The sequence below is a fragment of the Halanaerobium kushneri genome (genome assembly GCF_900156285.1).
In the GTDB taxonomy this organism is placed as follows: domain Bacteria; phylum Bacillota; class Halanaerobiia; order Halanaerobiales; family Halanaerobiaceae; genus Halanaerobium; species Halanaerobium kushneri.
This window is the reverse complement of the sequence record NZ_FTNC01000005.1, coordinates 1-25348: the sequence shown is the minus strand read 5'-3', so window position 1 is coordinate 25348 and position 25348 is coordinate 1. Positions and strand designations below refer to the sequence as shown.

The following is a 25348-nucleotide window of genomic DNA, read 5'->3' as shown; positions in this document are numbered from 1 at the left end:
AATGGCTGAAAAAGAACATTTACAGGAAGATGAATTACTCAAAAAATATGACCCGACTACAGATTATCGGCATTATACCGGTTTAGCAGCAATTATAGTTTCTACAATTGCTGTAACTTTATCTTTGTTTCATCTTTATACTGCTGGGTTTGGAGTGCTGTTAGCCCTAAAACAGAGAGCCGTTCATCTTGGCTTTATTTTTACACTAATTTTTCTTTTATATCCAACTTTAAAACATAAAAAAGAAAATAAATTGTTATTAACTTTTGATATGATTTTGGCTTTAGCTAGTATTGCCATCTCATCTTATATAATAATTAATTATGAATCACTGGTTCATCGAGCCGGGATGTACACACAGCTGGATCAGTTTATGGCTATTTTAGCAATCATTATAGTACTTGAGGGTACTAGACGTGCTTTAGGCCCGGAACTGCCGGTGATTTCAATTCTATTTTTACTTTATGCTCATTATGGTCAGCAGATGCCGGGAATGTTAGCCCACCGAGGTTATTCCTGGTCTCGAATTGCAAGTCATATGTATTTTACAACTGAAGGTATTTTTGGGATACCACTTGGAGTATCCGCAACCTATATTTTCTTATTCCTACTTTTGGGAGCTTTTGCAAAAAGAACAGGACTTGGTGACTTATTCATTGATCTAGCCCTCTCTTTAACCGGTAGAACAACTGGTGGACCTGCAAAGGCAGCTGTTGTTTCCAGTGGTTTAATGGGTTCAATTTCAGGAAGTTCAGTAGCTAATACTGTAACTACAGGATCTTTTACAATTCCACTTATGAAAAAGGTTGGTTACAATTCCCAATTTGCAGCTGCTGTAGAAGCAGCTGCTTCTACAGGTGGTCAGATAATGCCCCCAATCATGGGAGCTGCAGCCTTTATTATGGCAGAATTTATTGGAGTTCCTTATGTGACAATTGCCAAAGCGGCTATTTTACCAGCGATTCTTTATTATATTACAGTAGGTTTAATGGTTCACTTTGAGGCAAAAAAGCAGGGCTTAGAAGGAATGAGCGATGATTTAATACCTAAATTCTTAACAGTCTTAAAAACAAGAGGACATATGATTGCTCCTTTGATCATTATTTTCTATTACTTATTTAAAGGATATACTCCTTTGAGAGCTGCATTTTTAGGAATCATTGTTTCTTATGCTTTAAGTTTTCTTAAAAAAGATACTCGAATGGGTCTGCAGGATCTGCTTGATACTTTAAGAGAAGGTGCAATTTCTGCGCTTGGTGTGGCAGCCGCCTGTGCAGCAGTTGGTTTTATAGTTGGAGTTACAACTTTAACCGGACTGGGCCTTAAATTTACAAGTCTGACAGTTGCACTTGCCAACGGCAACTTATTTATGGCTTTATTCTTTACTATGGTTGCCTGTACTATTTTGGGAACTGGTTTGCCCACAACAGCTACATATATTGTACTGGCAACAATGGCTGCTCCAGCTTTAACACAACTTGGAGTTCCAATTTTAGCAGCTCATTTATTTGTACTTTACTTTGGAGTTGTTGCAGACTTAACTCCACCAGCTGCTCTGGCAGCCTATGCAGGTGCTGGTATAGCGGGCTCAAATCCACTTAAAACAGGTTTAACGGCTGTTAGATTAGCAATTGCTGGTTTTGTGGTGCCCTTTGTCTTTGCCTATTCTCCCTCTTTGCTGTTAATTAATACTACAGCTGTTCAGGTAATTTTAATTACCGGAAGTTCAATTATTGGAGTTTTCTCGCTAGCAGCTGCTGTTTTAGGATATTTAAACAGAAAAACAACTATTATTGAAAGAATCTTACTGCTGGGAAGTTCTCTGGGTCTATTAATTCCAGGTTGGCAGTCAGATATAATTGGTCTTTCACTTCTCGGAATTGTCTTATATCTACAGTTTAGAAATAAGGATCTACCAAAACCTGCTGCAGCTTAACAAGCAGCAAAAAACCCTCTAAGTTTAAACTTAGAGGGTTCTACATTTAATCTTAATTTTATCATCCCAGGACGACTTTAATCAATAATTAAAATATCATGTGGATCATCTACAATAATTTGTGGACTCCCCTGATAGAGTTCTATTTTGCCTAAAACTTTAATTTTTTTATTTAAAATATATTCAGCAGGTTGGTAATCAAATTTATTTAAATTATGATTAAAAATAACTAAAGAAAGAGTGTCCTGATAGTTATCAGAAAAATTTAGGTAATTAATAGAATCTGCAGCTGCTGTATTAACAATCTTACCAGCTACAATTACCCTTTCTCCAATAAATGAAGCTGCCTCCTGAAAAGAAATCACGGGTAAATCACGTTCAAGCTCCAGCACCTGAGACCAGATGCCAAGCCGGGAAGCTCTAGCTTTTTTTACCGCCTGCTTAAATTCAGCTTCATAATAATCATTGGGCTCTACGATCATTAAAGAGGCATAACCATTTTCCAGCAGTTTTTGGTTAAAATTTTCTCCATCATGAATTAAATAAGCTAAAGTCCGACCATAATGATCTTCTTTCTCCTGATCAAATTCTAAAATTACATTTTCCCCGGTCAAATTTTCAATAGTAAATTTTCTTGCCTCTTCAGCATAAAACTCAGACTGATTATTTTCCCAATCAATTTCAGGGGTGTCAACTCCCAAGAGGCGGATTGAATCTCCAGCTGCAGTTTCAACAGTATCACCATCTATAACTCGCTCAATATATACGACATCTCCCCGCTGCTGATTACAGCCGACAGCTGCTAAAATTAATACAGTTAATATTGTTAAAAAAATTAGTGCCTTTTTCAACTTAAATCAACCCTTAATTTATTATTTTATTTAATCCAATTATTTTAAACTTACTGCTGATAACTGCTCAGAAATTTCTTTAAACGACCAAGAGCAATTTTTAGATCTTTTTCTGATGGTAAAAATACTATTCTAAAATGATCGGGCTGAGGCCAGTTGAAACCACTGCCCTGGACCAGAAGCACCTTCTCCTGAATCAGAAAATCTAAAATAAAACGCTCATCATTTGTAATATTAAATCTTTCAGTATCAACTTTTGGAAAAAGATAAAGTCCAGCTTCCGGTTTGACACAGCTAATCCCAGGAATATCGATTAAAAGTTTATAGGCTAGATCACGCTGTTCCTTAAGTCTTCCACCCGGCAGAACTAGATCATCAATACTTTGATAGCCGCCTAATGATGTCTGAATTGCGTGCTGTGAAGGAACATTGCTGCAGAGCCGCATTGAAGATAAAATTTTCAAACCCTCAATATAACTTTCAGCATGATATTTTTGACCACTAAGCATCATCCAGCCAGCTCTAAAGCCAGGAACTCGATGGGATTTAGATAACCCACTAAAAGTTACAATTAAAACCTCATCAGTTAATGTTGCAATTGAAGTATGCTCAGCTCCATTATATGTTATTTTCTCATAAATTTCATCACTGTAAACAATTAGTTCATTTTCCTTAGCAATCTCTATAATACCTTCTAAAATTTCAGTTGGGTAATTAGCACCAGTTGGATTATTAGGATTAATAACTACAATCGCTTTAGTCTTTTTATTAACCTTAGCTCTTATATCATCCAAATCTGGATACCATTTAGACTGCTCATCACAGATATAGTGGACGGCTTTACCTCCAGCTAAATTAACTGAGGCTGTCCAGAGTGGGTAGTCCGGCATTGGGATTAAAACCTCATCTCCATTATTTAACAGCCCCTGCATTGCCATAGTTATTAACTCACTTACCCCATTACCGATATAGATATCATTAATTTCTACATCCATAATCCCTTTTTTCTGGTAATACTGCATTACTGCTTTGCGGGCTGGAAAAATACCCTGAGAATCACAGTAACCCTGAGAATTCTTTAAATTATACATTACATCATGAATAATTTCGTCAGGTGCATTTAAACCAAAAGGAGCGGTATTCCCTAGATTAAGCTTATAAATAGTATAACCCTCTTCTTCTAATCGAGTCGCTTCGTTAAGTACAGGTCCTCGAATATCATAACAAACATTTTCTAGTTTAGTTGATTTTTTTATATAATTCATCTTTTTTTCCTCCAATTCTACTCGATACTCAATACTTAAAATTAATAACTGCTAAAGTTGTATTTCTTTAAAGTTGTATTCTTTCCTTTATTATTATACATCATCTCATCTGCTTGTTGAAATATATTATCAATATTTTCATCATCTTTGACCTTTATTGAAAATCCAATTGAAATTTCCAAACTTTCTACAAGCTGATTTCTATTATTATATTCTATAACATTAGCTCTTATTCTGTCAAAAATAATCTTTGCTGCTTCAAACCCACTTTCAGTTAAGATAATTGCAAATTCATCTCCACCAATTCTAGCAACAATATCTTCGCTTCTTGTTGATCTTTTTAAAATATCTGCAGCCGCCTTAATATATTGATCACCTTTATTATGACCATAATTATCATTAATAAATTTTAATCTATCTATATCAGCTACAAAAATAGTTATCGGAAGCTGACGTGAATTAGACAATCTATCTAACTCATTTTCAAAATAACGTCTGTTATATAAATCGGTCATCTCATCATGAAAAGAAAGATATTTTACCTCATCTAATAATTTTTTTAACTCATTATTTGTTTTTTCTAACTTTTTTTGAGTTTCGTTTAATTTTAAATGAGTATTTACTCGAGCCAATACTACTTCTTTTTGAAAAGGTTTAACAATATAATCTACCGCCCCAGCTTGAAAACCTTTTACTATATCTTTACTTTTATCAAGACCACTAATAAATATTATCGGAATATTTGCAGTTTTTTGATTATTTTTTAGAGATTTACAGACTTCAAAACCATTTAGATCAGGCATCATAATATCAAGCAAAATTAAATCAGGCTTCTGAGCTTTAACAAATTCTAATGCCATTTCTCCGCTTTTAGCTAAAGCAATTTTATATGATTTTTCTTGAAGAATATCACTTAAAATTTGGATATTAAATTGGCTATCATCAACTATTAAAATTGTTTTATTGCTATTCATTATACCACTCCTTATTCCCCATTTTTTTAGCAATTTTAAAATAAAGAACCACCTATAAATTACTTACCGGCAGAGGTTTTTAGATTTTTAATTTATATTATTGAGACTGTTTATGATAATTAGCGAAAAAATCGAGAGCAGTTTGAGCCATTACAGCTACTCCATCTTTTAAAACAGAATCATTAAATTTAAAATCAGCCTGGTGATGGTTAATAATTTCTCCCTCAGGAGCAATACCTAAAAAATAAAATACTGATGGAACCTGTTCACCAAAAAAGGAAAAATCTTCGCCTCCCATTTCAGCTTTTTCTCTTTCACGAACCCGATCTTTACCTAAAACTTTGGCAGCTGATTCTGACAATAACTTTGTCATCTCCGAATTATTTATTACCGGTGGATAACCGAAAACATAATCAAACTCATAATCTGCATCATAAATATCGCAGATATTTTTAATAACTTTTTCAATGTTAGCAGCCAGCTGTTTTCTAATTTCAGGTTTTAAAGAGCGAACAGTTGCTTTTAAAACCGCTGTATCTGGAATAACATTATGGGTGCTGCCTGAGTCGAAATTACAGACAGAAATTACTGCTGATTCCAGCGGGTCAACTCTGCGGCTGACTATTTTTTGGAGAGTAGAAATGATTTCAGCTCCAATTGGAATCGGATCTATAGTGTTATGAGGCCGGGCAGCATGTCCTCCTTTGCCAATTATTTTTAAATCAAAATGATCAGGTGAAGCCATAAAAGGACCACTCTTATATTCCACTACACCTTCAGCAGTACTACCCCAGAGATGAAGTCCCAATGCCGCATCGACCTGGGGATTTTCAAGCACTCCTTCTTTAATCATTCCTGCAGCTCCACCTGAAGTCTCCTCTCCCGGCTGAAATAAAAATTTGAGATTACCTTCAAACTCCTGAGCCAGCTCTTTTAAAACCACAGCTGTACCAATCAAAATTGCAGTGTGCCCATCATGACCACAGGCATGCATTACTCCCTCATTCTTAGAAATATATTCAAGGTCATTTTTTTCAAGCACAGGCAGTGCATCCATGTCAGCCCGAATTAAAAGTGTTTTACTGTTTTCAGCATTAGAATTTTTAAAAGTAGCTGTAACCCCAGTTCCAAAAATATTTTTCCGAACCTTAAATCCTAATTTATGCATTTCAGCTGCTGCTAAAGCTGCTGTTTCCTTTTCTTGAAAGGAAAGTTCAGGATTTTGATGAATCTGATGTCTAATTTTAATTATTTTTGGCTCAATTTCTGCAGCTTTATTTAATATTTTTTGACTTATATCTAGTTCATTCATTAATTAATCATCCTCCAATCGGCAGCAGGCCCAGCTCTGCTTTACGCAAGAATATCATTATTAAATTAAAAATGTCAAATTTAAAAATATGCATAAATCTGCTGCCAGAGTAAAAGCACAGTCATAAAAATTGGAATCCAAAGCAGCTGTATAGTAAAATCCTGATAGACTAAATTATACAGCTTTTTAGAAGCATTAAAGATAGCATTGTAGAAAAATGCTTCAAAAATCTTTTCTGTATCAAACTTAACACTTTTGCGGCTTAAACCATAAACAAAATTTAAAAAAGCCTGCAGATAATTTTCTAAAGATAAATTATCCCTCACTTTAATCTTAAAGCCATTATTATTAACAAAAAGGTAAGCAGCCAGAGCCAAATAAATTAAACTATCCCTCAAACCGCTGATCAGATGAAAATCTTTATCTGCCAGGCTGGCTAAAACACCAGCTGGCATCTCCGGCCAAAAACTGACAACTATAATCCCTAATGTTCCGGTAATCAAAGCCAGCACATCTGCCGTGTAAATCTGATAGTGGTTAAATCCATGTTTTAAATCACTGAGAAAATTGCTATAATCCTGATCTTTTATAAAAATCCAATAAATAACTCGAGCCGCATATAAAAAGCTTAAAAATCCGAGTAAAAAGAAGACTGTTGTCACTAAGATACCTGGTGTCTGAGCAGACTTTATTAAGTATTTACTTTTATATCCAGCTGTGAAAACTACGGCTCCCAGGGAAGCAAGACTCATAATTGCTGCTGCCGAGGTTACAGGCCTGCGGCTGATCGCATCTTTAAAATCATAAATAATCCGGCTTCCGTATTCTTTCTGCCAGATACCGCTGCTGATAAATAAGGTTGTTTTTGCAAATCCATGGGCAATAATATGTAATACTGCTCCATAAAAAGCATATTTACCACCTGTACCAATGGCCAGAGCAATAAATCCCAGCTGACTTACTGTAGAATAGGCCAGCATAATCTTCAAATCAGCAGAACGCAGAGCCTGCCAGCCAGCATAAATAACCATCGCCAGCCCCAACAAAAATAGAAAGGTATTGCCCTTCTCCAGTGGAATAATCTTTAGCAAAAATATATAGCCCAGTTTAACAACCCAGCCGGACAAAATTGCACTCACAGGTGCCGGTGCTTCTGAATGAATTGGAGGCAGCCAGAAATGAAATAAAAAGAGACCACTCTTCATTCCAATTCCCATAATCAATAAAAACTGCAGAGGTATAGAATTAATTGCTCCAATTTTTGCATAACCAAATGCATTAGCTGCCAGAGCTCCAAAAAGAAGAATACTGCTGCCGCTGAATTGAATTACAAAATACTGCCGAACCAGTTTCCAGTCACTCCAGGCCAGCATAAAGGTTGTAGCCAGAGTTACCATCTCCCAGCCAAAAAGAAAGAAGAACCAGTCATTTGTAAGAATTACAACCAGCGAACTTAAAAGATACACAAATGTTAAAATATAATACCAGAATTTATTTTCTTTTATATAATTCCAGGCTGCCAGAGCTGTCATCAGAGTTAAAATAACTCCTACTTCAGCCAGCAGAGGAAAATAACTATCAAATTGAAAACTCGACAGAAACTGCTGCCAGATAACAGCCATAATTTAACCTCCCAGTACTAATTCTATATATCTTTCTACATTCATTACACTTTCAATTGACATTCTAAGCGGTAAATCAAAAAATCTAAACCCAAGTCCAAAACCAATAATTATTGCTGTATAGGCATAAGTAATAAAACTGACTATTTTTTCTCTGTAAAGAACAGATAAAAGGGGCCTGCTGTAAATTTCCTCTTTTAAATCATCTTCTGTCAGTTTGATTTCTTCAAAACCCTTGGCAATATAACGCAGATAATAAATTACGGCTGTCAGACTTCCAAAAATAACTATAAAAGCACCAAAATAACTACGTGCTTCTAAAAAAGCCATCAATACATACCATTTACTGGCAAAACCCAGCAGGGGTGGCATCCCAATCATACTTAAAAGCAGAGCAATAAAAGCAACAAAAACTGAGCGGTTTCTAATCCCAACCCCTTTAAAATCCCGATAGGCATGAGAGCGAGTATACTGAAGCAAATAACCACAGGCAACAAAAAGGCCGGCCTTCATAAACATATGACTAATTATATGCAAAATACCTCCATAAAACCCAGCTTCTGTATTAAGCATAATTACCGCAGTTATCATCCCAATATGGCCTATGCTGGAATATCCTAAAAGCCGCTTAATATTATCTGACTGCAGAGCAAAAAGATGACCTAAAAATGAAGAAAAAAGTGCCAGATCAAGCAGTAATATATTTAAATTCAAAGCTTCTAAAGTTTTAAAACCTATAACTGTCCAGAAAATCCTGATAAAAATATAAAGATAAACTTTTGAAAGTACCCCTGATAAAACAGCAGTTACCGGTGATGGAGCAGTATCATAACTTTTGGGTAGCCAGAATAAGAAGGGAAAAACTCCCATTTTAATTAAAATAGCTGTTAGAAAAATAGCTGTTATAAATAGCTGAATTCCACTTTCCAGACTGGCAAAATGCTGAGAAATATCTGCCATATTTAGGGTTCCCAGATTAAAATAAATGAGCAGTACTCCCAGGAAAAAAAGTAGTCCTGCTAAAACATTATAAATTAAATATTTAATTGCTGCAGCACTTGCTTCCTGGCTTCTTTTAAAACCAATTAGTGCTCCAGAAGTAATAGTTAGCATTTCGATAAAGACATAAATATTAAACATATCGGCTGTTAAAATAGCGCCCATTGAGGCTGCAGCGATTAAAAAATATAATACATAATATTTCCCCTCATGATGACCTATATAACCAATCGAATAAATAACAATCAGAAAAAGACTCAAAGCTGTAATCACAGCAAAAACAAGACTTAGAGCATCCATCGCTAGAGAAATACCAATAGGTGGCTGCCAGCCTCCAAGATAATACTGCAGGAAGAAATCACCACTTTTAAGGCTCTGATAATTATTTATTATAATACTTATAATTAAATATGATTCCAGTAATATCCCCAGCAGAACAAAAAAGCGCCTTAATTTAGCATTTATCAGATCGATAAAAGGTATTAAAAAGGCTGTACCCAGAGGTACCAAAATCAAAAATAAAATTTTAATATCCATTAATCAACCTCCCAGAACAAGCTCAATATATTTCTGCGGATTTAATAGTTCAAAAATAGCTGTATTAACTGGTAATTCAAATAATTGATAACTCAGCCCGAAGAAAATAACCAGCAGGGTAAAAATATAGATAACGGTTTTCATAATATTTGTCGAATTAAAAATTTCTCTTAGTGAAAAAAATTCTTCCTTTAAACTAAGACTCTCAGATTTAACTGTCTCATAGGCCTGCGAGATATAGCGCAAATAATAGATAAGAGCAATTATACTTCCTGCCCCAACCACAAATGCCCCAAAAAAATGCCTGGCTTTTAAAAAAGCAAGCAGCACATACCATTTGCTGACAAAACCTATTAAAGGCGGCATACCAATTGTTCCCAGACAGATAGTAATAAAAGCAATAAAGACCAGTCTGTTTTTATGACCAATCCCTTTTAGATCATCTATGTGATGAGAAAGAGTTCTCTGCAGTAAATAACCACTGCTTAAAAAAAGTCCGGATTTCATCAATAAATGAGCAATAATATGCAGAAGTCCTCCGTAAAAAGCGGCTTCGGTGTTTAGCATCAGCACAGCCAGAATCATGCCAATATGACCAATACTTGAATAAGCAAGCATTTTCTTTAAGTTATCAGCCTGCAGGGCAAAAATATGGCCAATTAAACTCGAAACTAAGGCCAGATCAAGCACAAAAGCATTAAGGTGCAGATTAACTAAAAAATCAAAGGAAATCATAGTCCAGAATAAACGCATAAATATGTAAAGATAAACTTTTAAAAGCACACCCGAAAGCAGAGCACTTATTGGGGCAGGACAGGCACTGTGAGCTCGAGGCAGCCAGAAATGAATCGGGAAAATTCCCAGCTTAATAATTAAAGCCAGCAGAAAGAAAATTATAATTGTAAGCTGCATTGGAGCTGAGATTAAAGAAAATGATTCAGCTACTGCTGCCATTTTAAGAGTTCCCAGCTTAAAATAAATTAAGATCATGGAAATAAAAAAGAAGATCCCACCGGTAATCCCATAAAATAAATACTGCATTGCTGCCCTGGTTGTTTCCTCGGTTTTCTTAAAAGAAATTAGGGGCGTTGTAAAAATGGTAATTGTCTCAATAAATAAATACAGGGTAAAAAGATCAGCAGTCAGAATACTGCCCTGGATTGCAGCCAGAACCAGAAAAAAGAGAGCAAAATATCTATGTTCTTTGTCTCTGATATACTGAGTCGAGAAGATAACAATTAAAAATACAGCTCCAGTCACTATTAACGAAAATAGCAGGCTCAAATTATCCATAGCAAAATTTATTACAAAGGGTGTATTCTGATAACCAATAGTATACTGGAGAAAAAAATCAGACTTTTTTACAGCCTCATAATTTACAACAAATAAAGAAAAAATCAAATAAAGTTCTATTCCAGCTCCTGTAATTGCAAAAAAGTTTCGAAGCCGCTGCTTAAAATATTTGCTGAAATACATAATTACTGCAGTCAGAGCCGGTAAAGCAATTAGCAAAATCAGTTCAATGTTCATCCAACTCATCAGTCATTCAGCCCCTCTAATTGGTCTCTGTCTATTGTTCCACTAAATTTATTTAATTCTATTATTAAAGTTAAAAGCAGAGCCGCAGTACTGGCACCAATTACTATACCTGTTAAAGTTAAGGCCTGAGGCACAGGATCATTAAACTTTGTTACTTCTTCTCCCAATTTATGAATGGAAACTTTACCTCCGATATCAGAAAATGAAATAACCCAGAAGAAAACAGCTGCTTCCATTAAATTTAATCCAATTACATTTTTTATTAAATTAGTTTTGATAACCAGAGCATAAAAGCCAAGCATAAAGAGGATGATAAAAATTAAATTATTAAACATTAAAAATCCTCCTCAAAAGTTTTTTGAATCATACTGTAAAAAATAATAGCCAGTCCTGCCCCAACCTTAAAACCTACTCCAATGTTTATATAGGGAATACTACCTGCAGAAATTAAAGTCCCTGTTTCGGCAGTTAAAAAACCAAGGTTATGCAAAAATGCGCCCTCCAGAATAATTCCGGCCAAACCCAGTCCCAGAAAAATCATAGCTCCCCCTGTTTCCAGAGCGGTTTTAGTTTGCGGACTATAACGGCGATAATCAAAGGCACTACCATATACTATACTAAAAATAATAGAAATTGCCGCCAGTATTACTCCTCCCTGAAAACCTCCGCCAGGAGTAAGATGACCATGAGTAATAACATAAAGCCCAAAAAGTGCTATAAAAGGAGTCATAATCCCTAAAGTTCTTTTAACAATAAATGACAATCCCTTAGAAGAAACAGGAAGCATTTTGCGGGATAAAATAAGAACTATTCCACTAACTGCACCAAAAATAACAGTACTTTCCCCCAGAGAATCGAAAGCTCGATAATCATATAGTACAGCAGTAATTAAATTAAGTGAGCCAGTATCATTTAGTCCTGATTCAATAATATAACTGGAAAGCCCTTCATTTAATCCCTGGTACTCAGGCATTAGAGAAAAGTTTTGATAAAGTGCATAAGTTACACCAGCCAGAATAAATAAGCTCATTATTTTTTTTATTAGTTTATTCAAATTCACCACCCCCGGCTGTGTTTTCAGTCAGAATCTCCGTGTCTTATCTGACTGATTGCACTCATAAAAATTGCTGTATTCAAACCAGCACCAATTACAGCCTCTGCCAGAGCTACATCAGCAGCCTTATGCAAAAGATATAATGCTGTTAAAATCAGGGAGAAAATAGATAAAAAAATTATAGAAATCAATTCTTCATCAAAGCGAACAGCCATTAGAGCCGAAAAAACTAAAAAAATTACTAAAATAACTTCCAGTACAGCCATTAGTCATCTCTCCCTAAATAATCAGAATAGGCATCTATCTCATACTCCTTTGGTAAAGCAATCTGACGTTTATAAGAAGCCCGGGCGATTGCATGAGTTGCCATTGGATTAGAAAAAAGAAAAAAGATTCCGATTAGAACGATTTTCGCACTCAAAAAAAAGTTCCAGACATAAATTGCAGTCCCCATTGTCACCAGCACCGCAGAAATAGTCAGTACTACTGCTCCGGCATGAATTCGGGTATAGACATCAGGAAAACGAAGTAATCCAAGTACGGTTACCACAGCAAAAGCAGAACCGGTTCCCATTAAAAAATATGAGATTATTAATCTAATTGGCATTATCTATACAGCTCCCCGTGCTCAAAATATTTAGCATAAATCAGCATATCAATAAATAATAAGACTGCATAGGCAAGTACAATATCAACCAGAAGATAAATATCGTATTCAAGAGCAATCATCAGCATTACCAGAGACATAAAAATTCCTATTGTATCAGCACCAATTAACCTATCAGTAATGGTAGGACCAACTACCACCCGGTAGGATACAATGACCGAAAGTATGGTAAAAAAAATAGCAAGTCCAATAATCATCTAAAAATCACTCCCACCCAGCGCTCAAAACGGGCAATTATTTTCTTTTTTAATTCCGCCTCTTCCACTGTTTCTACATCAATCCAGTGGATGTAATAAGCTTTTTCGCTTCTGTCATAGTCGAGAGTTAATGTCCCTGGAGTCAGTGTAATGAGATTGGCCAGTAAACTCAGGCCTGTAATATCGGTAAGTTCAGTCTTAACTTTAACAATTCCAGGATTAAAGGAAGGATTTTTTTCAAAAACATGTTTAGAAACCTTTAAAGCAGCTGTTACTGCTTCATAAAAAAACACAGGAATAAATAATAAGATAAGTGCCAGCTTACGTAAATAGTGATACCAGGGAAGTCTACGGTGAACTTCCCTGAATAACATATCACTAAAAAAAAGGGTCACCAGAAGTGAAGCTGCACTGCCTATTATTAAAACATCAACACTTATTTTTCCTGCAAAGATAAACCAGACGATCAATAAAAAAACAAAGGCAGATATTTTCTGCAGCATTTAGGCACCTCCAGCCATTACTTTAATGCACTTTTATAAATATTTAAAACATCTTCTGTATCTAATTTAACAAAGTTACCGATTGGTCCATTTTCTGTTGCCTTTTCTGCCATTTCTTCGAGTCGATCAGCTGGAACATCAAGACCTTCCAGGGTAACCGGCATTCCAATTGACTTAAAGAATTCTCTGGTCTTTTTAATTCCCTGACGAGCAGTCCATTCCAGATCTTTAAAATCAGGATCTACATCCCAGACTCGAACCGCAAATTGAGCAAATCTTTCTAAATCATGCTGATACACATATTCCATCCAGGCCGGAAAAACAACTGCCAGGCCTGCACCATGGGCAACATCATAAATTCCACTCAATTCATGTTCAATTCCATGGGAAGACCAGTCTTCTTCTCTACCAGTGCCAAGCAAATTATTATGAGCAATTGTTCCTGTCCACATTACTTCAGCTCTGGCCGCATAATCCTCATTATTTTTCAGTACTTCTGGCACATTTTTAATAATAGTTTTTAAAGCTGATTCTGATAATCTATCTGTTAACTCAACATTCTCAGTGTTTGTAAAATATCTTTCCATTATATGAGCCATAATATCTACAGCTCCACAGGCTGTCTGATAATTTGGTAAAGTAAATGTTATTTCAGGATTCATAATTGCAAATTGAGGTCTGATTAAATCAGAGCCAATATCTCGTTTATACATTCCATCCATTTTTGTTACAACAGAAGCCCCACTGGATTCACTTCCAGCAGCAGGAATAGTCAGAACAACTCCAATTGGCAGAGCCTCAGTTATTTCAGCTTCTCTAGTAAAGAAGTCCCAGACATCACCATCATAAAAATAACCAACAGAAATTGCTTTAGCAGAGTCAATAACACTACCTCCACCAACTGCCAGGATAAAATCTACATTTTCTTCCCGGGCCAGCTTAATCCCTTCCTTAACCAGAGAAAGTTTTGGATTGGGTTCAACTCCACCCAGTTCTACATAGTCCACTCCTGCTTTTTTGAGTGATTCAACCACTTTATCATAGGTTCCATATTTTTTTATACTACCTCCACCATAATGCAGCAGCACCTTGGAACCATGTTCTGCCGTATATTGGCCCACTTCTTCTTCTGTATCCCGACCAAAAACTATTTTAGTTGTGTTTTGAAAAGTAAAATTCTGCATAATTTAACCCTCCTGATTTTTAAATAAATTCAAATTATTATTCACTAAACATATAATAAAATTAAGCTTGAAAATGTTTTCATTTTATAAATATCTAGTATTTAAATTATATCATAAACTTTTTGGATAATTCCATTAAATAGGGGAATTAATTATTTTTTTTTTGCTGATTGGAATCATCAGTACTTTTTTCCTCTTCCTCTTCGAGTATATTTTCCCCCAGTTCTCCCACACTTTCTCCAAATTCCTGCACCCTATTGTAAAAATCAGCCAGCATTTCAGGGCGATCAGTAATATAACCATCAGCACTAAACCAGGAAAAAATCTTCAGCTGCCAGGAACGATTAATTACATAAGGAAAAACAAATAACCCTTTTTTATGGGCAGCTCCGATATACCAGGGAAAACTGACATGTCCTTTGGGACCAATCCCAGCTGCTACTTCTTCTGTTATTTCCAGCCAGCCTCGCCAGCGTTTTGGAGAAACAAAATTTCTCCTGGTTAAAAGTATCCGTGGTGATTCCGGACGTAATTCTGAAAGCCGCTTTAAACTTGCTGGAGAAAAAGAAAGAAATAATATATAAGGTTTCTTTTCAGCAGTCTCATATATTTCTTTTTTCTGCAGGAGAGCGACAATTTCTTTTTCAATTTCTTCATAAAGATAAGGACTTTTTAATTCCAGAAAGAGTCCAACCCCTGTATTTACCGGATCAACAAAGTCTAAAACTTCAGCTAAAGTTAAAATAGTTAGTTGACTGTAGCTATCCCGGGCCCGTTCTGGATATTTGACATTGAACCAGGCACCATAATTCAATTTTTTCAATTCTGCCAGGGTAAAATTTTTAAGTTCATAATTTTTCTTGTCAGGAAAAGCTTTTCTGGCATCTGTTAATCGAAGAAGATTTGTATCATGAAAAACAACAAGTTCGCCATCCTTGGTTCTCTGGACATCAAGTTCTATATAATCCACACCACTTTCCAAAGCTATTTTAACTGCCGGTAATGTAGATTCAGGCGCAGCATAAGAAGCACCCCGATGAGCTATCAGAACCGGATAATCAAAATTATAGTTTTCAATAATTTTTTTTCCCAGTTTTGATGGTCTAATTAAATAGTAGAATTCAAAATATATAAAAGCAAAGACTAAGATGATGGTTGAAATAATTATAAAGTATTTAATTATTCCACCTCCTTAAATATCTCACCCTGATTAATCATAAAAATACTGCGCATATAATCAATTATTTCTGTTATTTCATTTATTTTTGCCTCAGAAAATGTTATTTCTTTTTCCTGATTTTTTAAATGTCCCACTTTAATTATTTGATCCAATTCTTTTATATAAAGCTGCCCATCTTTAAGCAGATGTGGAGTTTCGTGTAAAAATAAAATTGGATTTTCCTCTTCTAAAAATAATGAACTGCCCACAAACTGATCGGGTAATTCCTGATATCCAAGCAAATCAAGTACAGTTGGGGCTATATCTGTGGTAGTACCTTCCCGCTTAATTGTCCTATTTTTAATCTCTGGATGTTTAATAATCAGAGGAATATGATAAGGAACTTTTACATTCCGCCAGAGAGTAAAATCACTGTCTGATTCATATTCTATAGATTTAATTTCAGACTCATGATCAGCATAAATAACAAGCAGAGTATTTTTCATTATCCCGGCTTCTTTAAGTTTATTAACGAAGTTTTCAATTGCAGCATCTGTAAAATTAATTGATCTAAAATAATTCTGAACCAGGTTATTTTTTACTCCAGCAAATTCTTTAACAGCTGTTTTCGGATAAAAATTAAAAGGAGTATGACTGGTTAGTGAAATTAAATAAGCAAAAAATGGCTTCTCAGCTGCCGCTTTTTCTTTTATAATCTCTGCAGCCTGATTAAAATAATCATAATCATTGACTCCCAGTCCTCTCGCCTCAGGTACAGGGTAGATATTTTCTTCAAAATATCTCTGACTGTAAAAACGATCAAAGCCCAGATCTGGATAAGCTTCAGCCCGATTAAAAAAGTTACGATCATTATTGTGAAAAGCAAGAGTCTGATAATTTTTTTCCTTAAGCAGCAGTGGTAAAGACTGAAAAGCACTCAGATCAATATCTCTAAAAACATAACTGCGATTAACGGGATATAAAGAAGTAAGAGTTGATAAATCCGCATCAAAACTACCGTTAACTTTCTGAGCATAGAAATTTTCAAAATAAAGACTCTGATCTTTAAGCTTATTTAAAAAAGGTGTTATCTGTTCTCCCTGTTTGCTGTAATCCAAAACCTTTGCATCAAGTGATTCCACCTGAATTAGAATTACATTTGTTTTGTCAGGAAGTTTTTGGATCCCACTGAGCTGTCTTTGCTTTTTATAATAAGGAATATTTTTAAGTTCCGGTCTTGGTTTTTCTTCCTCACGGGTTATATAACTGTAGGCCTCTATTGTATATAATGGTAAAATACCATAAACTGATGCTAAGTAGGAGCTGCCTGATCGGTAAAGTTCTGCCGGGCTCTTGCCACCCATTATATAACTGCCTGCAACTATCTGAACCAGTAATAGTAAAATAATAAGCGCAAAAGCAGTTGTGTTTTTGATGGGAATTTCTTTTAATGATAGTTTCCAAAAACCCCAGTCCTTAACTAGATTAAGATCCGGGAGAGAATTAAAGCCGGTAATACCAAGCAGCACAATATCAAGAATAAAAATAACATCCCAGTATTTAAAAATATGAGTAAATAAAACCTCATACATTGAAAATTGACCGGTTCCCTCTCCTGCAAAAATATCACTGATACTTAGAAAATTACCAAAATAACGGTTATACCAGTGGTTAGATAAAACAAAAATAGTAAAAATTATCAGCATCAAAAACAACCTCTGTCTTATCTTTTTAGAAATAAGCAGAGGCTCAACAAATTTTAAGTAAAATATGATAAAAAATAAATTTCTAATTATCAGCGCTGTCAGAGATGGTGCATAAAATATATGCAGCATCAAATAATTATATTTTAAAATAAAGGCCAGGAAAAGTATCAGCGAAAAAAAACGCAGTCGCTTTTCCACTTCAAATTTAAGCAAATAAGTTCCTCCTAATATAAAAAGCTATTGTTAGGATAATATAAACTCTTTTCGCTTTAATCATATCAGAAATTAAAGTTTATGAAAAGTAATTTCTTAACATCCGGGTCTCCCCGAAAAATTACTTTTTTAATGGTATAACCTCAAATTTGAGTAGGATCTTTCCTGGCCAGATTAAAATATTAAGTTTTAAAAATTAGTTTTGAAAAAATGGCTGAATCTAACTTCTAACAATTACTGAAACTCCATCTGGAATTACTGTAATTGAGGGATTTTCCTTTGCCAGCAGAGATTCAGCCTTCTTTACTGCCTGCTCCAGATCTTCAGCCCAATCCATCCCCATATCCCTGACAATATTCCTCTTTTCAGGATCTGTAACCATAATCACTTTAAATTTAAGCATTATTCTTGCTAAAATTTGAGTTTCCCACTGATCCGGAACTGTTTCCTTGCGGCCGCGGGCTAAAATATCATCCATAATCTGCTGCACACTATCTGCATCACGAAAAGTTCGGTAAAATTCTTCTCCTCCATGACCGTCAGAGCATTCTGCAGCAATGATAATAACTCCACCTTCTTTACAGCTAGCCTCAGCTGCTGTCATTCCCTTTACTGACTGGTAAATATTTTGATCAAGTGGATAACCCCCATTGGTAGTAATAACAATATCAGCTGGCTCTGCATCCACTCCAGCCAGGGAGTCCACAAATTTTGTGCCTTTAAGATGCGCTTTTTCGCGATGGCCGGCAAATGCATTGATCACCTTTTTTTCAGCATCAATAACAACATTTAAAATAAATTTAAGTCCGGCTGCTTCAGCTGCATAGAGCATATCCCTGTGCATTGGGTTGCCCTCTAAATTACCAGTTCTGGCATATTCACTGTCAATAAATTCTGCACAGTGATTGGCTAAAACAGTAGTTTTGCTGGCCACTCCAGGCAGTACACTCTTACGCCCACCGGAAAATCCGGCAAAAAAGTGGGGCTCAATAAAACCTTCTGCCACTAAAAGATCAGCCTCAACTGCTGTTTTATTTAAAAGCATATCTCCACCCGAAGGCAGCTTACCCAGATTAATCATCTGCTCTTCATCACGGCTGTCATGCATTTCAATATTAACACTCTCAACTATTGCATCACCATATTTATCTCTCAGCTCCTCATCAGTTGAAGCCCGGTGAAAACCTGTGGCCACTAAAATTGTAATTCTGGCTTCAGGAGCAGTTTCTCTAATTTCTTCTAAAATTATAGGCATTGTAATATGGCTGGGAACAGGACGGGTGTGATCGCTCGAAATAATTACAATATCATTCTTAGCCCGGGCCAGCTCCGAAAGCTTTTTGCTTGCAATTGGATTAGCCATCGCCTCTTTTACAATCTCAGTTTCCGATTTATCTGCCTCAAATTTATGAGCCTGAGATAGTAAAACACCCTTGAGTCTATCTTCCTCTACTTCTAACGCTAACTCCTCTCTTCCAAAAGGAAATTTAATCTGCTTCATTATAAAAGTCACTTCCTTAATAAATTGTAGTTTCAACAATATTTAATTTAGAATTGCTTCTAACAAAAAGTTCATATTGACTGAATAGCAAATTTTTTGAAAAGAATCTTAGCAAATAAAAGTTAAAAATATGGTTGAACAACACGAGGTTGTAAACTGGTCAAGTGAGAGGATGTCCCATAGGCCAGCTAGCCTTATTTTTAACTTTTATGAGCTTTAGATGATTCAAAAATTTGCACTGAAGATCAAGATGTTCTTTTTGTAAACTACTCTAGATCAAAAATCTTACCCGGATTCATAATATTATTTGGGTCAAAAGCTTTTTTAATGCCCCGCATTAAATTAAGTTCGGCCGGACTCATCATCATTTCCATATACTTTTTACGCTTGGAACCAATACCATGCTCACCACTTAAAGTACCACCAAGCTCTTTGGTTGCCTGATATAAATCTGCCAGCGCCTCTTCTTCAATCTCAAACCACTCTTCCATTGAATGATCAGGATTTTTAACTAAAGTAGCATGCAGATTACCGTCACCAGCATGACCATAACAGGGAACCTTAATCTCATATTTTTCACTGATATCATCTAAATAAGGCATCAGTTTAGGAATATTAGCAGTTGGAACTACAATATCTTCTAAACTCTGATGTGGACTTACAACTTTAAAGGCCTCAGCAATATTTCGGCGCACACTCCAGATCCGCTCTCTGGTTGTATGATTATCTGCTACATAAACCTCGATCGCATCATTGTCCAGACAGAGTTCTCCAATGGTTTCGCTATCGGCATTAACTATATCCTCTTTATTGCCATCAACCTCTATTAAAAGCATAGCACCTGCTTCCTGATAAGGAAGGTGTTCATTTAAGTATTCACAGGAAGTTTTAACAGAAAGTTTATCCATAAATTCAATACTGGTTGGGATTATCCTTCCTTCTGTCATAATCTTTGGTACTGTAGAAATAGCAGTAGCCTCATCTTTAAAGAGAGCTAAAAGTCCTACTCTCTGAGTTGGTTTAGGTAAGAGTTTAATAATAGCTTTAGTAACTATACCTAAGGTACCTTCAGAACCAACAATTAGCTGTTTTAGATCATAACCAGTTACATCTTTAACCCGCTTACCTCCCAGCTGCACAATCTCGCCAGTTGGAGTCACAACTTCCAGTCCCATCACATAGCGGCCGGTAACACCATATTTTACAGCCTTACCGCCACCGGCGTTTTCTGCAATATTACCACCAAGATAACAGGTTTCTACACTCATTGGATAACCAGCAAAGAAAAGCCCGCTCTCTTCTAACATTTCGTTTACATTATTGGTAATTACTCCCGGCTCTAAGACCATCATTAAATTATCATAATCAATCTCTACAACCTCATCCATATTTTCTACGGAAATTACGATTCCTCCATGCTCAGGTATTGCACCACCAGAGAGTCCGCTGCGAGCTCCTGAAGGGGTTACCGGAATCAGCTCTCTATTGGCCAGTTTCATAACCGCTGCTATTTCTTCAGCTGTATTTGGAGTTAAAACAACCTCTGGCATGTGTGCATACTGTTCTGCCGGTATTTCATCATGAGAATAAGCTTCTATTTTTTCTTCATCTGTCATTACATTTTTATCACCAACAATTTCTCTTAATTCTGCTAAAATTTCCTCAGTTACAGGATTATATTTCATTATTTTACCTCCTCAGCCAGCTGCTTATTCAGTTCAGGTACAATTTCAAATAAATCGCCTACTATGCCAAAATCTGATACTTTAAATATATCTGCATCGGGATCTTCGTTAATTGCAATTATGTTTTCAGAAGTTTTCATTCCTGCCAGATGCTGAATGGCACCGGAAATACCAACTGCAAAGTAAAGTTTAGGGGTAACTGTTTTACCACTTAAACCTACCTGATAGGGATAGGAAATCCAGTCCCGGTCAACTGCATCCCTCGAAGCTCCAACTGCTCCCTCAAAATAACCAGCAAGCTCTCTGATCAGAGCAAAGTTTTCACCTTTTTTGAGTCCCTTTCCGCCAGCTGCTACTACATCTGCATCCTGAATATTGACTGCATCTTCTTCATTTTTGCGGAAACCAAGTTTTTTAACCCGGCCATCTAAAAGTGAACTATCAAATTTAAGATGCACTATCTCACCTGTACGGCTTTCATCTTTTTCAGCTGCTTTGGTAGAATGTGGTCTGACTGTTGCCATCTGCGGTCTGTGATTTGGAGTTTTAATTGTAGCCAAAATATTACCACCAATTGCCGGTCTGGTCTGCAGAAGGTTGCCTGTATCCTCTTCAATATCCAGTTCTGTACAGTCAGCTGTTAGGCCGGCATCGGTCTTAATAGCTATGTAAGGCATAACTGTTCTTCCCATTGTTGTGGCTGCTGCCAGAATAATTTCTGGTTTGTATTCCTCAATTAAATCCTCTATTACATTACTGTAGTTTTCAACTATAAAATCTTTTAGAGCAGGAGCGTTCATTAATAATACCTTATCTGCTCCACTCTTTATCAATTCTTCTGCCTGTTGATCTGTAATTCCATCACCAATTACTAATGAAACCAGCTCTTCGTCCAATTTATCTGCTAATTTGCGCCCTCTGCTCAATAACTCAAAGGAAACTTCTTTAATCTCACCATCACGTGCTTCTCCCAGTGTCCATACACCATTATAGTCCATTTATATTACCTCCCTATACTAATTCTTTTGCTTTTAAGTAGTCGATTAACTGAGAAACTGCCTCTTCTACATTACCGTCTTCTCTGACATCAAGAATTGTTCCACCCCTGGTCACCTTGGGATGGTCAATATTAACCACTCTGGTTGGCGAACCCTGCAGTCCGAGAAATTCCTTGTTCATATCAAGATTTTCTAAATTCCACTGGGGAATTTCAACCTTACGTGAGCGCTGTTTTCCTCTTAAAGTAGGTAGGCGCGGGAAGGAAATTTCCTTGACAACTGTCAGTAAAGCAGGCAGCGGCAGTTCTAATTTTTCATAACCATCTTCTACCATTCTCTCAACTATGATTGAATCCTGTTTAACTGTTGTGTAATCAACTTCTTCGTCAATCAAATTAACATCTACTACTTTTGAAGTATAGGTTGAAAGTGTAAGATCAAGCCAGGATGCAATACCAGGGCCAACCTGTCCTGTATCACCATCAGTAGCTCTTTCTCCTGCTAAAATTAGATCAACATCTTCAATTTCTTTGATAGCTTCCGCTAAAGCATAAGAGGTGGCCCAGGTATCTGAACCGGCAAATTCTCTTCCGGAAAGTAAAATACCATCATCACAACCCATGGCTATTGCCTCTTTTAATGCTTTATCAGCACTTGGAGGGCCCATTGTAATCACCGTAATCTTACCACCATATTCTTCTTTTAACTGAATACCTGTTTCAATCGCATAAAGATCAAGTGGATTAATAATACTTTCTACCCCGTCACGCTTCATTGTACCTGTCTCTTCGTCCATTTTTACATTACTTGTTTCTGGAACCTGTTTAATCGGAATAACTATATTCAATTTCTTTACCTCCCTGTAAAAATTCTTTTGGTTTGATGGTCAGACCATTAAAGTCATAATATTATAATTCTCTATTATTTCTAAATTTCCTGCAAAAAATTTAAATCATCACACTGCTGAGGTCATAATTATCCCTCAGCAGTGCTTTAAAGTTAAAATATACCTGGCATAAAAAATATTGTTATTATCCAGGCCAGGGCTCCAGCGGCTAAACCATAAAAAAGCGAAACCGCTAAGTTCTTGCGAATTATTAACCCTTCTTTACCAACCAGACCAACTGTAGTTGCTGCCGCCACAACATTATGGATACAGATCATATTACCTGCCGCTCCCCCCAGTGCCTGAAGAGCAAGTGTTGGAGTAACAGCTGTACCTGAAGCTACTGCAGTTCCATACTGAAAAGGACCAAACATAATATCGGAAGTAGTATTACTGCCAGAGATAAAGGCTCCTAAAATACCAACTAGTGGAGCCACTAAATACCAAATTGAGCCCAGAGTTGCTGCTGCAAATTCGGCCATAACAAGCAGCATCGAGTCTTCTCCTGTTGCTCCACCGGAATTCATCATAATATAAACCATTCCCAGAGCAAAGAATAGAGCAATTGCAGCTGGCTGAATCATCTTAAAGGTTTCTTTCCAGGCTTCTTTTGTTTTGCTACTGTCCAGACCGTGTAAAGCGGGAATTAATAAGGCAACAAAAATAAAGGGAAATACACCCGGATTATAAAAAGGTGTTATCACTTTACCAATACCTGTGCCAAAAATATTTGTCCAGCCAACTGTCCAGCTTTTTAATAATGGAGTTAAATTAAAAATTTCCAGACGTCCTACCAGTAAAATTAATCCAATTAAAGCATATGGTAACCAGGCTTTAAAAGTACCAACCTGTTTTTGAGCAGCATCTACATCCTGTTCTCCAGCTTTAATCTCACCTTCCCAGCTCTCATCCCACTGATCATGAGCAGGAAAATCCCACTTTTTGTCAGGTACCAGAAAACCTCTTGAGACTGCAAAAATAAAGACAGGTAGTGCAATTAATGATCCCAGTAAAGATGGAAGTTCTGGTCCAACAAAATAGGCTATTGAAAATTGACAAATTGTGAAAATAAAACCACCAAATAATGCCAGCGGCAATACTTCTAAACCTTTTTTAAAAGACCCATCTACAATTCTGGTCATTAATAAAACAATAATCAACGGAATAAATGAACCAACTAAAAAATGTAAGAGGGCAGAAAAAGCACCGATATTGTGTAAAAATTGACTAAATTCGATACTTACTCCCATTGATTGGATTGGAAACTCAATTAAGTTTTCTAAAGCAGCAAAGCCACCCCAAATAGGTACCCCTACAGCACCAAAAGTTACAGCTGTACTATCTGCAATCAGAGCAGAAGTTGCTGCAATCAAAGGTGGAAAACCCATACCTACTAATAGTGGAGCCGCAACTGCGGCAGGTGTCCCAAAACCTGCTGCTCCTTCAAAAAATGATCCCATTAACCAGGCAATAATAATTACCTGAACTCTTCTATCGACTGAAATTGAAGTCATAGAATGAGAAATGCCATATACTCCTCCGCTTTTTTTCATTAGCTGTAAAATAAGTAAAGCTCCAAATACTATTAGTAAAATACTAAGGGCATTGATTACTCCTCCAATTGTGGCTGCAGATAACCATTTAACCGGCATTCCCCAACCTATACCGGCTATAATTAAAGCACTAAGCCAGCCAAAAGGCATCGCCTTACTTGCAGGCCACATGTAACCAATCATTAAAACTCCAACAATAATAATAGGTAAAGCAGCTAAAAGCGCTAACATAAATTCCTCCTTATATAATTGTCTTTATATAATTTTCAGTTTTAATTTCGGAGAAACTTTCTAATAAAATTTTTCTGCTATCTTAATTTTCTTCACCCCCATATTATGCAATATTGTTTGATGGTCAGACCATCAGTACTCTATTATATTATTTCACCACAAAATCCATTATACCTGCCTACATTTCGGACTTTTTCCAATTGTCTGATAAATAAAAAATTCACAAATTTGTGATTGCCTATCTCCCAAAGATTGTCTTCTGCTAGTTTCTCAAAAAATTTGAAATACCTATCTAAAGTAATAAAATGGCCAGATAAACAAGTATTAAAGATTTAATTATCTTTAATTGACTCTCTACTAAATATAAAGCTTAAAAAAATAAAAAATTATTCTAAAAATTATTAAAACTGCCCAATTAAATTTATATTTTCACATTTAAAGAACAAAATGGCCTGACGGCCACCCTACTATAGAAGTTAATTAATATTTCTTTAGTAGGGTTTTATCTTTCAAATGTATATTTAAACTTCATTTTCGCACCACATTCAGGACATGCCACTCCTGGCATCTCACCCTCTTTCAAATCTTTTCCCATTGCAAACTCATCTATCACATAGCCTGGAACTTCATCTTCCTCCCCACATTTAGGACATTCGTATTTATACCACTCTTTGTCTGTGTCTTCTGGGGTATGGAATGGGATTTCCATATTTTCTTGCCAGTTTTCTTCTTTCATATCTTGGATCAACCTCCCAACTATTGCTTTTAATATATCT

At 36.0% G+C, this 25348-nt stretch carries 22 protein-coding genes and 1 pseudogene; 1 reads left to right on the top strand and 22 read right to left on the bottom strand.

Translation table 11 applies throughout. From position 1 onward, the window contains the following. The first annotated feature begins 1 nt into the window (after position 1). Positions 2-1936 (top strand): TRAP transporter permease, encoded by a 1935-nt coding sequence (locus BW929_RS04695; protein ID WP_073156632.1) that lies wholly within the window; start codon positions 2-4, stop codon positions 1934-1936. 77 nt (positions 1937-2013) lie between these two features. Here BW929_RS04695 and BW929_RS04690 read toward each other — a convergent pair whose 3' ends face one another. From BW929_RS04690 to BW929_RS04585, 22 genes and pseudogenes are all read right to left on the bottom strand, one after another. Further along, positions 2014-2787, bottom strand: coding sequence for a thermonuclease family protein (locus BW929_RS04690; protein ID WP_073156635.1), 774 nt, complete (start codon positions 2785-2787; stop codon positions 2014-2016). Between the two features lie 50 nt (positions 2788-2837). Then, the gene (locus tag BW929_RS04685) at positions 2838-4052 is read right to left on the bottom strand and encodes a pyridoxal phosphate-dependent aminotransferase (RefSeq protein WP_073156637.1); all 1215 of its coding nucleotides are present in this window, start codon (positions 4050-4052) and stop codon (positions 2838-2840) included. 41 nt (positions 4053-4093) lie between these two features. After that, a complete protein-coding gene (locus tag BW929_RS04680) occupies positions 4094-5026 on the bottom strand; it encodes a diguanylate cyclase domain-containing protein (RefSeq protein ID WP_073156640.1) in 933 nt (310 codons plus the stop codon). A 97-nt stretch (positions 5027-5123) separates the two neighbouring features. Next, positions 5124-6338, bottom strand: coding sequence for a M20 metallopeptidase family protein (locus BW929_RS04675; protein ID WP_073156643.1), 1215 nt, complete (start codon positions 6336-6338; stop codon positions 5124-5126). An 80-nt stretch (positions 6339-6418) separates the two neighbouring features. Further along, complete coding sequence (locus BW929_RS04670; protein ID WP_076544229.1) at positions 6419-7960, bottom strand: complex I subunit 5 family protein; 1542 nt, start codon at positions 7958-7960, stop codon at positions 6419-6421. A 3-nt stretch (positions 7961-7963) separates the two neighbouring features. After that, positions 7964-9496, bottom strand: coding sequence for a complex I subunit 5 family protein (locus BW929_RS04665; protein ID WP_076544228.1), 1533 nt, complete (start codon positions 9494-9496; stop codon positions 7964-7966). Positions 9497-9499: 3 nt separating this feature from the next. Then, positions 9500-11035, bottom strand: a complete 1536-nt coding sequence (locus tag BW929_RS04660; RefSeq protein ID WP_084566091.1) for a complex I subunit 5 family protein — start codon at positions 11033-11035, stop codon at positions 9500-9502. Continuing rightward, on the bottom strand, positions 11035-11370 hold the full coding sequence (locus BW929_RS04655; RefSeq protein ID WP_076544227.1) for a sodium:proton antiporter: 336 nt from the start codon (positions 11368-11370) through the stop codon (positions 11035-11037). The genes BW929_RS04660 and BW929_RS04655 overlap by 1 nt, the downstream gene beginning before the upstream one ends. After that, on the bottom strand, positions 11370-12095 hold the full coding sequence (gene mbhE, locus BW929_RS04650) for a hydrogen gas-evolving membrane-bound hydrogenase subunit E (RefSeq protein ID WP_234978059.1): 726 nt from the start codon (positions 12093-12095) through the stop codon (positions 11370-11372). The genes BW929_RS04655 and mbhE overlap by 1 nt, the downstream gene beginning before the upstream one ends. Before the next feature lie 17 nt (positions 12096-12112). Continuing rightward, on the bottom strand, positions 12113-12355 hold the full coding sequence (locus tag BW929_RS04645; protein WP_076544225.1) for a Na(+)/H(+) antiporter subunit B: 243 nt from the start codon (positions 12353-12355) through the stop codon (positions 12113-12115). Next, positions 12355-12696, bottom strand: a complete 342-nt coding sequence (gene mnhG / locus BW929_RS04640; protein ID WP_076544224.1) for a monovalent cation/H(+) antiporter subunit G — start codon at positions 12694-12696, stop codon at positions 12355-12357. The genes BW929_RS04645 and mnhG overlap by 1 nt, the downstream gene beginning before the upstream one ends. Next, positions 12696-12953: an MrpF/PhaF family protein gene (locus BW929_RS04635; protein ID WP_076544223.1), complete on the bottom strand. Its 258-nt coding sequence runs from the start codon at positions 12951-12953 to the stop codon at positions 12696-12698. Before BW929_RS04635 ends, mnhG begins: the two co-directional genes overlap by 1 nt. Continuing rightward, positions 12950-13456 carry a Na+/H+ antiporter subunit E gene (locus BW929_RS04630; RefSeq protein ID WP_076544222.1) on the bottom strand — a complete coding sequence of 169 codons (507 nt, stop codon included), beginning with the start codon at positions 13454-13456 and terminating at the stop codon, positions 12950-12952. Before BW929_RS04630 ends, BW929_RS04635 begins: the two co-directional genes overlap by 4 nt. A 17-nt stretch (positions 13457-13473) precedes the next feature. Continuing rightward, positions 13474-14640 carry an iron-containing alcohol dehydrogenase gene (locus tag BW929_RS04625; protein WP_076544221.1) on the bottom strand — a complete coding sequence of 389 codons (1167 nt, stop codon included), beginning with the start codon at positions 14638-14640 and terminating at the stop codon, positions 13474-13476. A gap of 148 nt (positions 14641-14788) precedes the next feature. Continuing rightward, on the bottom strand, positions 14789-15721 hold the full coding sequence (locus tag BW929_RS04620; protein ID WP_234978066.1) for a glycerophosphodiester phosphodiesterase family protein: 933 nt from the start codon (positions 15719-15721) through the stop codon (positions 14789-14791). A 98-nt stretch (positions 15722-15819) separates the two neighbouring features. Then, positions 15820-17718, bottom strand: coding sequence for an LTA synthase family protein (locus BW929_RS04615; RefSeq protein WP_076544219.1), 1899 nt, complete (start codon positions 17716-17718; stop codon positions 15820-15822). Positions 17719-17938: 220 nt separating this feature from the next. Then, a complete protein-coding gene (gene larA / locus BW929_RS04610; RefSeq protein WP_076544218.1) occupies positions 17939-19219 on the bottom strand; it encodes a nickel-dependent lactate racemase in 1281 nt (426 codons plus the stop codon). Positions 19220-19485: 266 nt separating this feature from the next. Next, positions 19486-20904 carry an FAD-binding oxidoreductase gene (locus BW929_RS04605; protein WP_076544217.1) on the bottom strand — a complete coding sequence of 473 codons (1419 nt, stop codon included), beginning with the start codon at positions 20902-20904 and terminating at the stop codon, positions 19486-19488. Continuing rightward, on the bottom strand, positions 20904-21902 hold the full coding sequence (locus BW929_RS04600; RefSeq protein ID WP_076544216.1) for an electron transfer flavoprotein subunit alpha/FixB family protein: 999 nt from the start codon (positions 21900-21902) through the stop codon (positions 20904-20906). Before BW929_RS04600 ends, BW929_RS04605 begins: the two co-directional genes overlap by 1 nt. Positions 21903-21915: 13 nt before the next feature. Beyond that, positions 21916-22749 carry an electron transfer flavoprotein subunit beta/FixA family protein gene (locus BW929_RS04595; protein WP_076544215.1) on the bottom strand — a complete coding sequence of 278 codons (834 nt, stop codon included), beginning with the start codon at positions 22747-22749 and terminating at the stop codon, positions 21916-21918. 152 nt (positions 22750-22901) lie between these two features. Further along, positions 22902-24572, bottom strand: coding sequence for an L-lactate permease (locus BW929_RS04590; RefSeq protein ID WP_076544214.1), 1671 nt, complete (start codon positions 24570-24572; stop codon positions 22902-22904). 502 nt (positions 24573-25074) lie between these two features. Then, a pseudogene (locus BW929_RS04585) lies at positions 25075-25348 on the bottom strand (hypothetical protein); the annotation flags it as partial.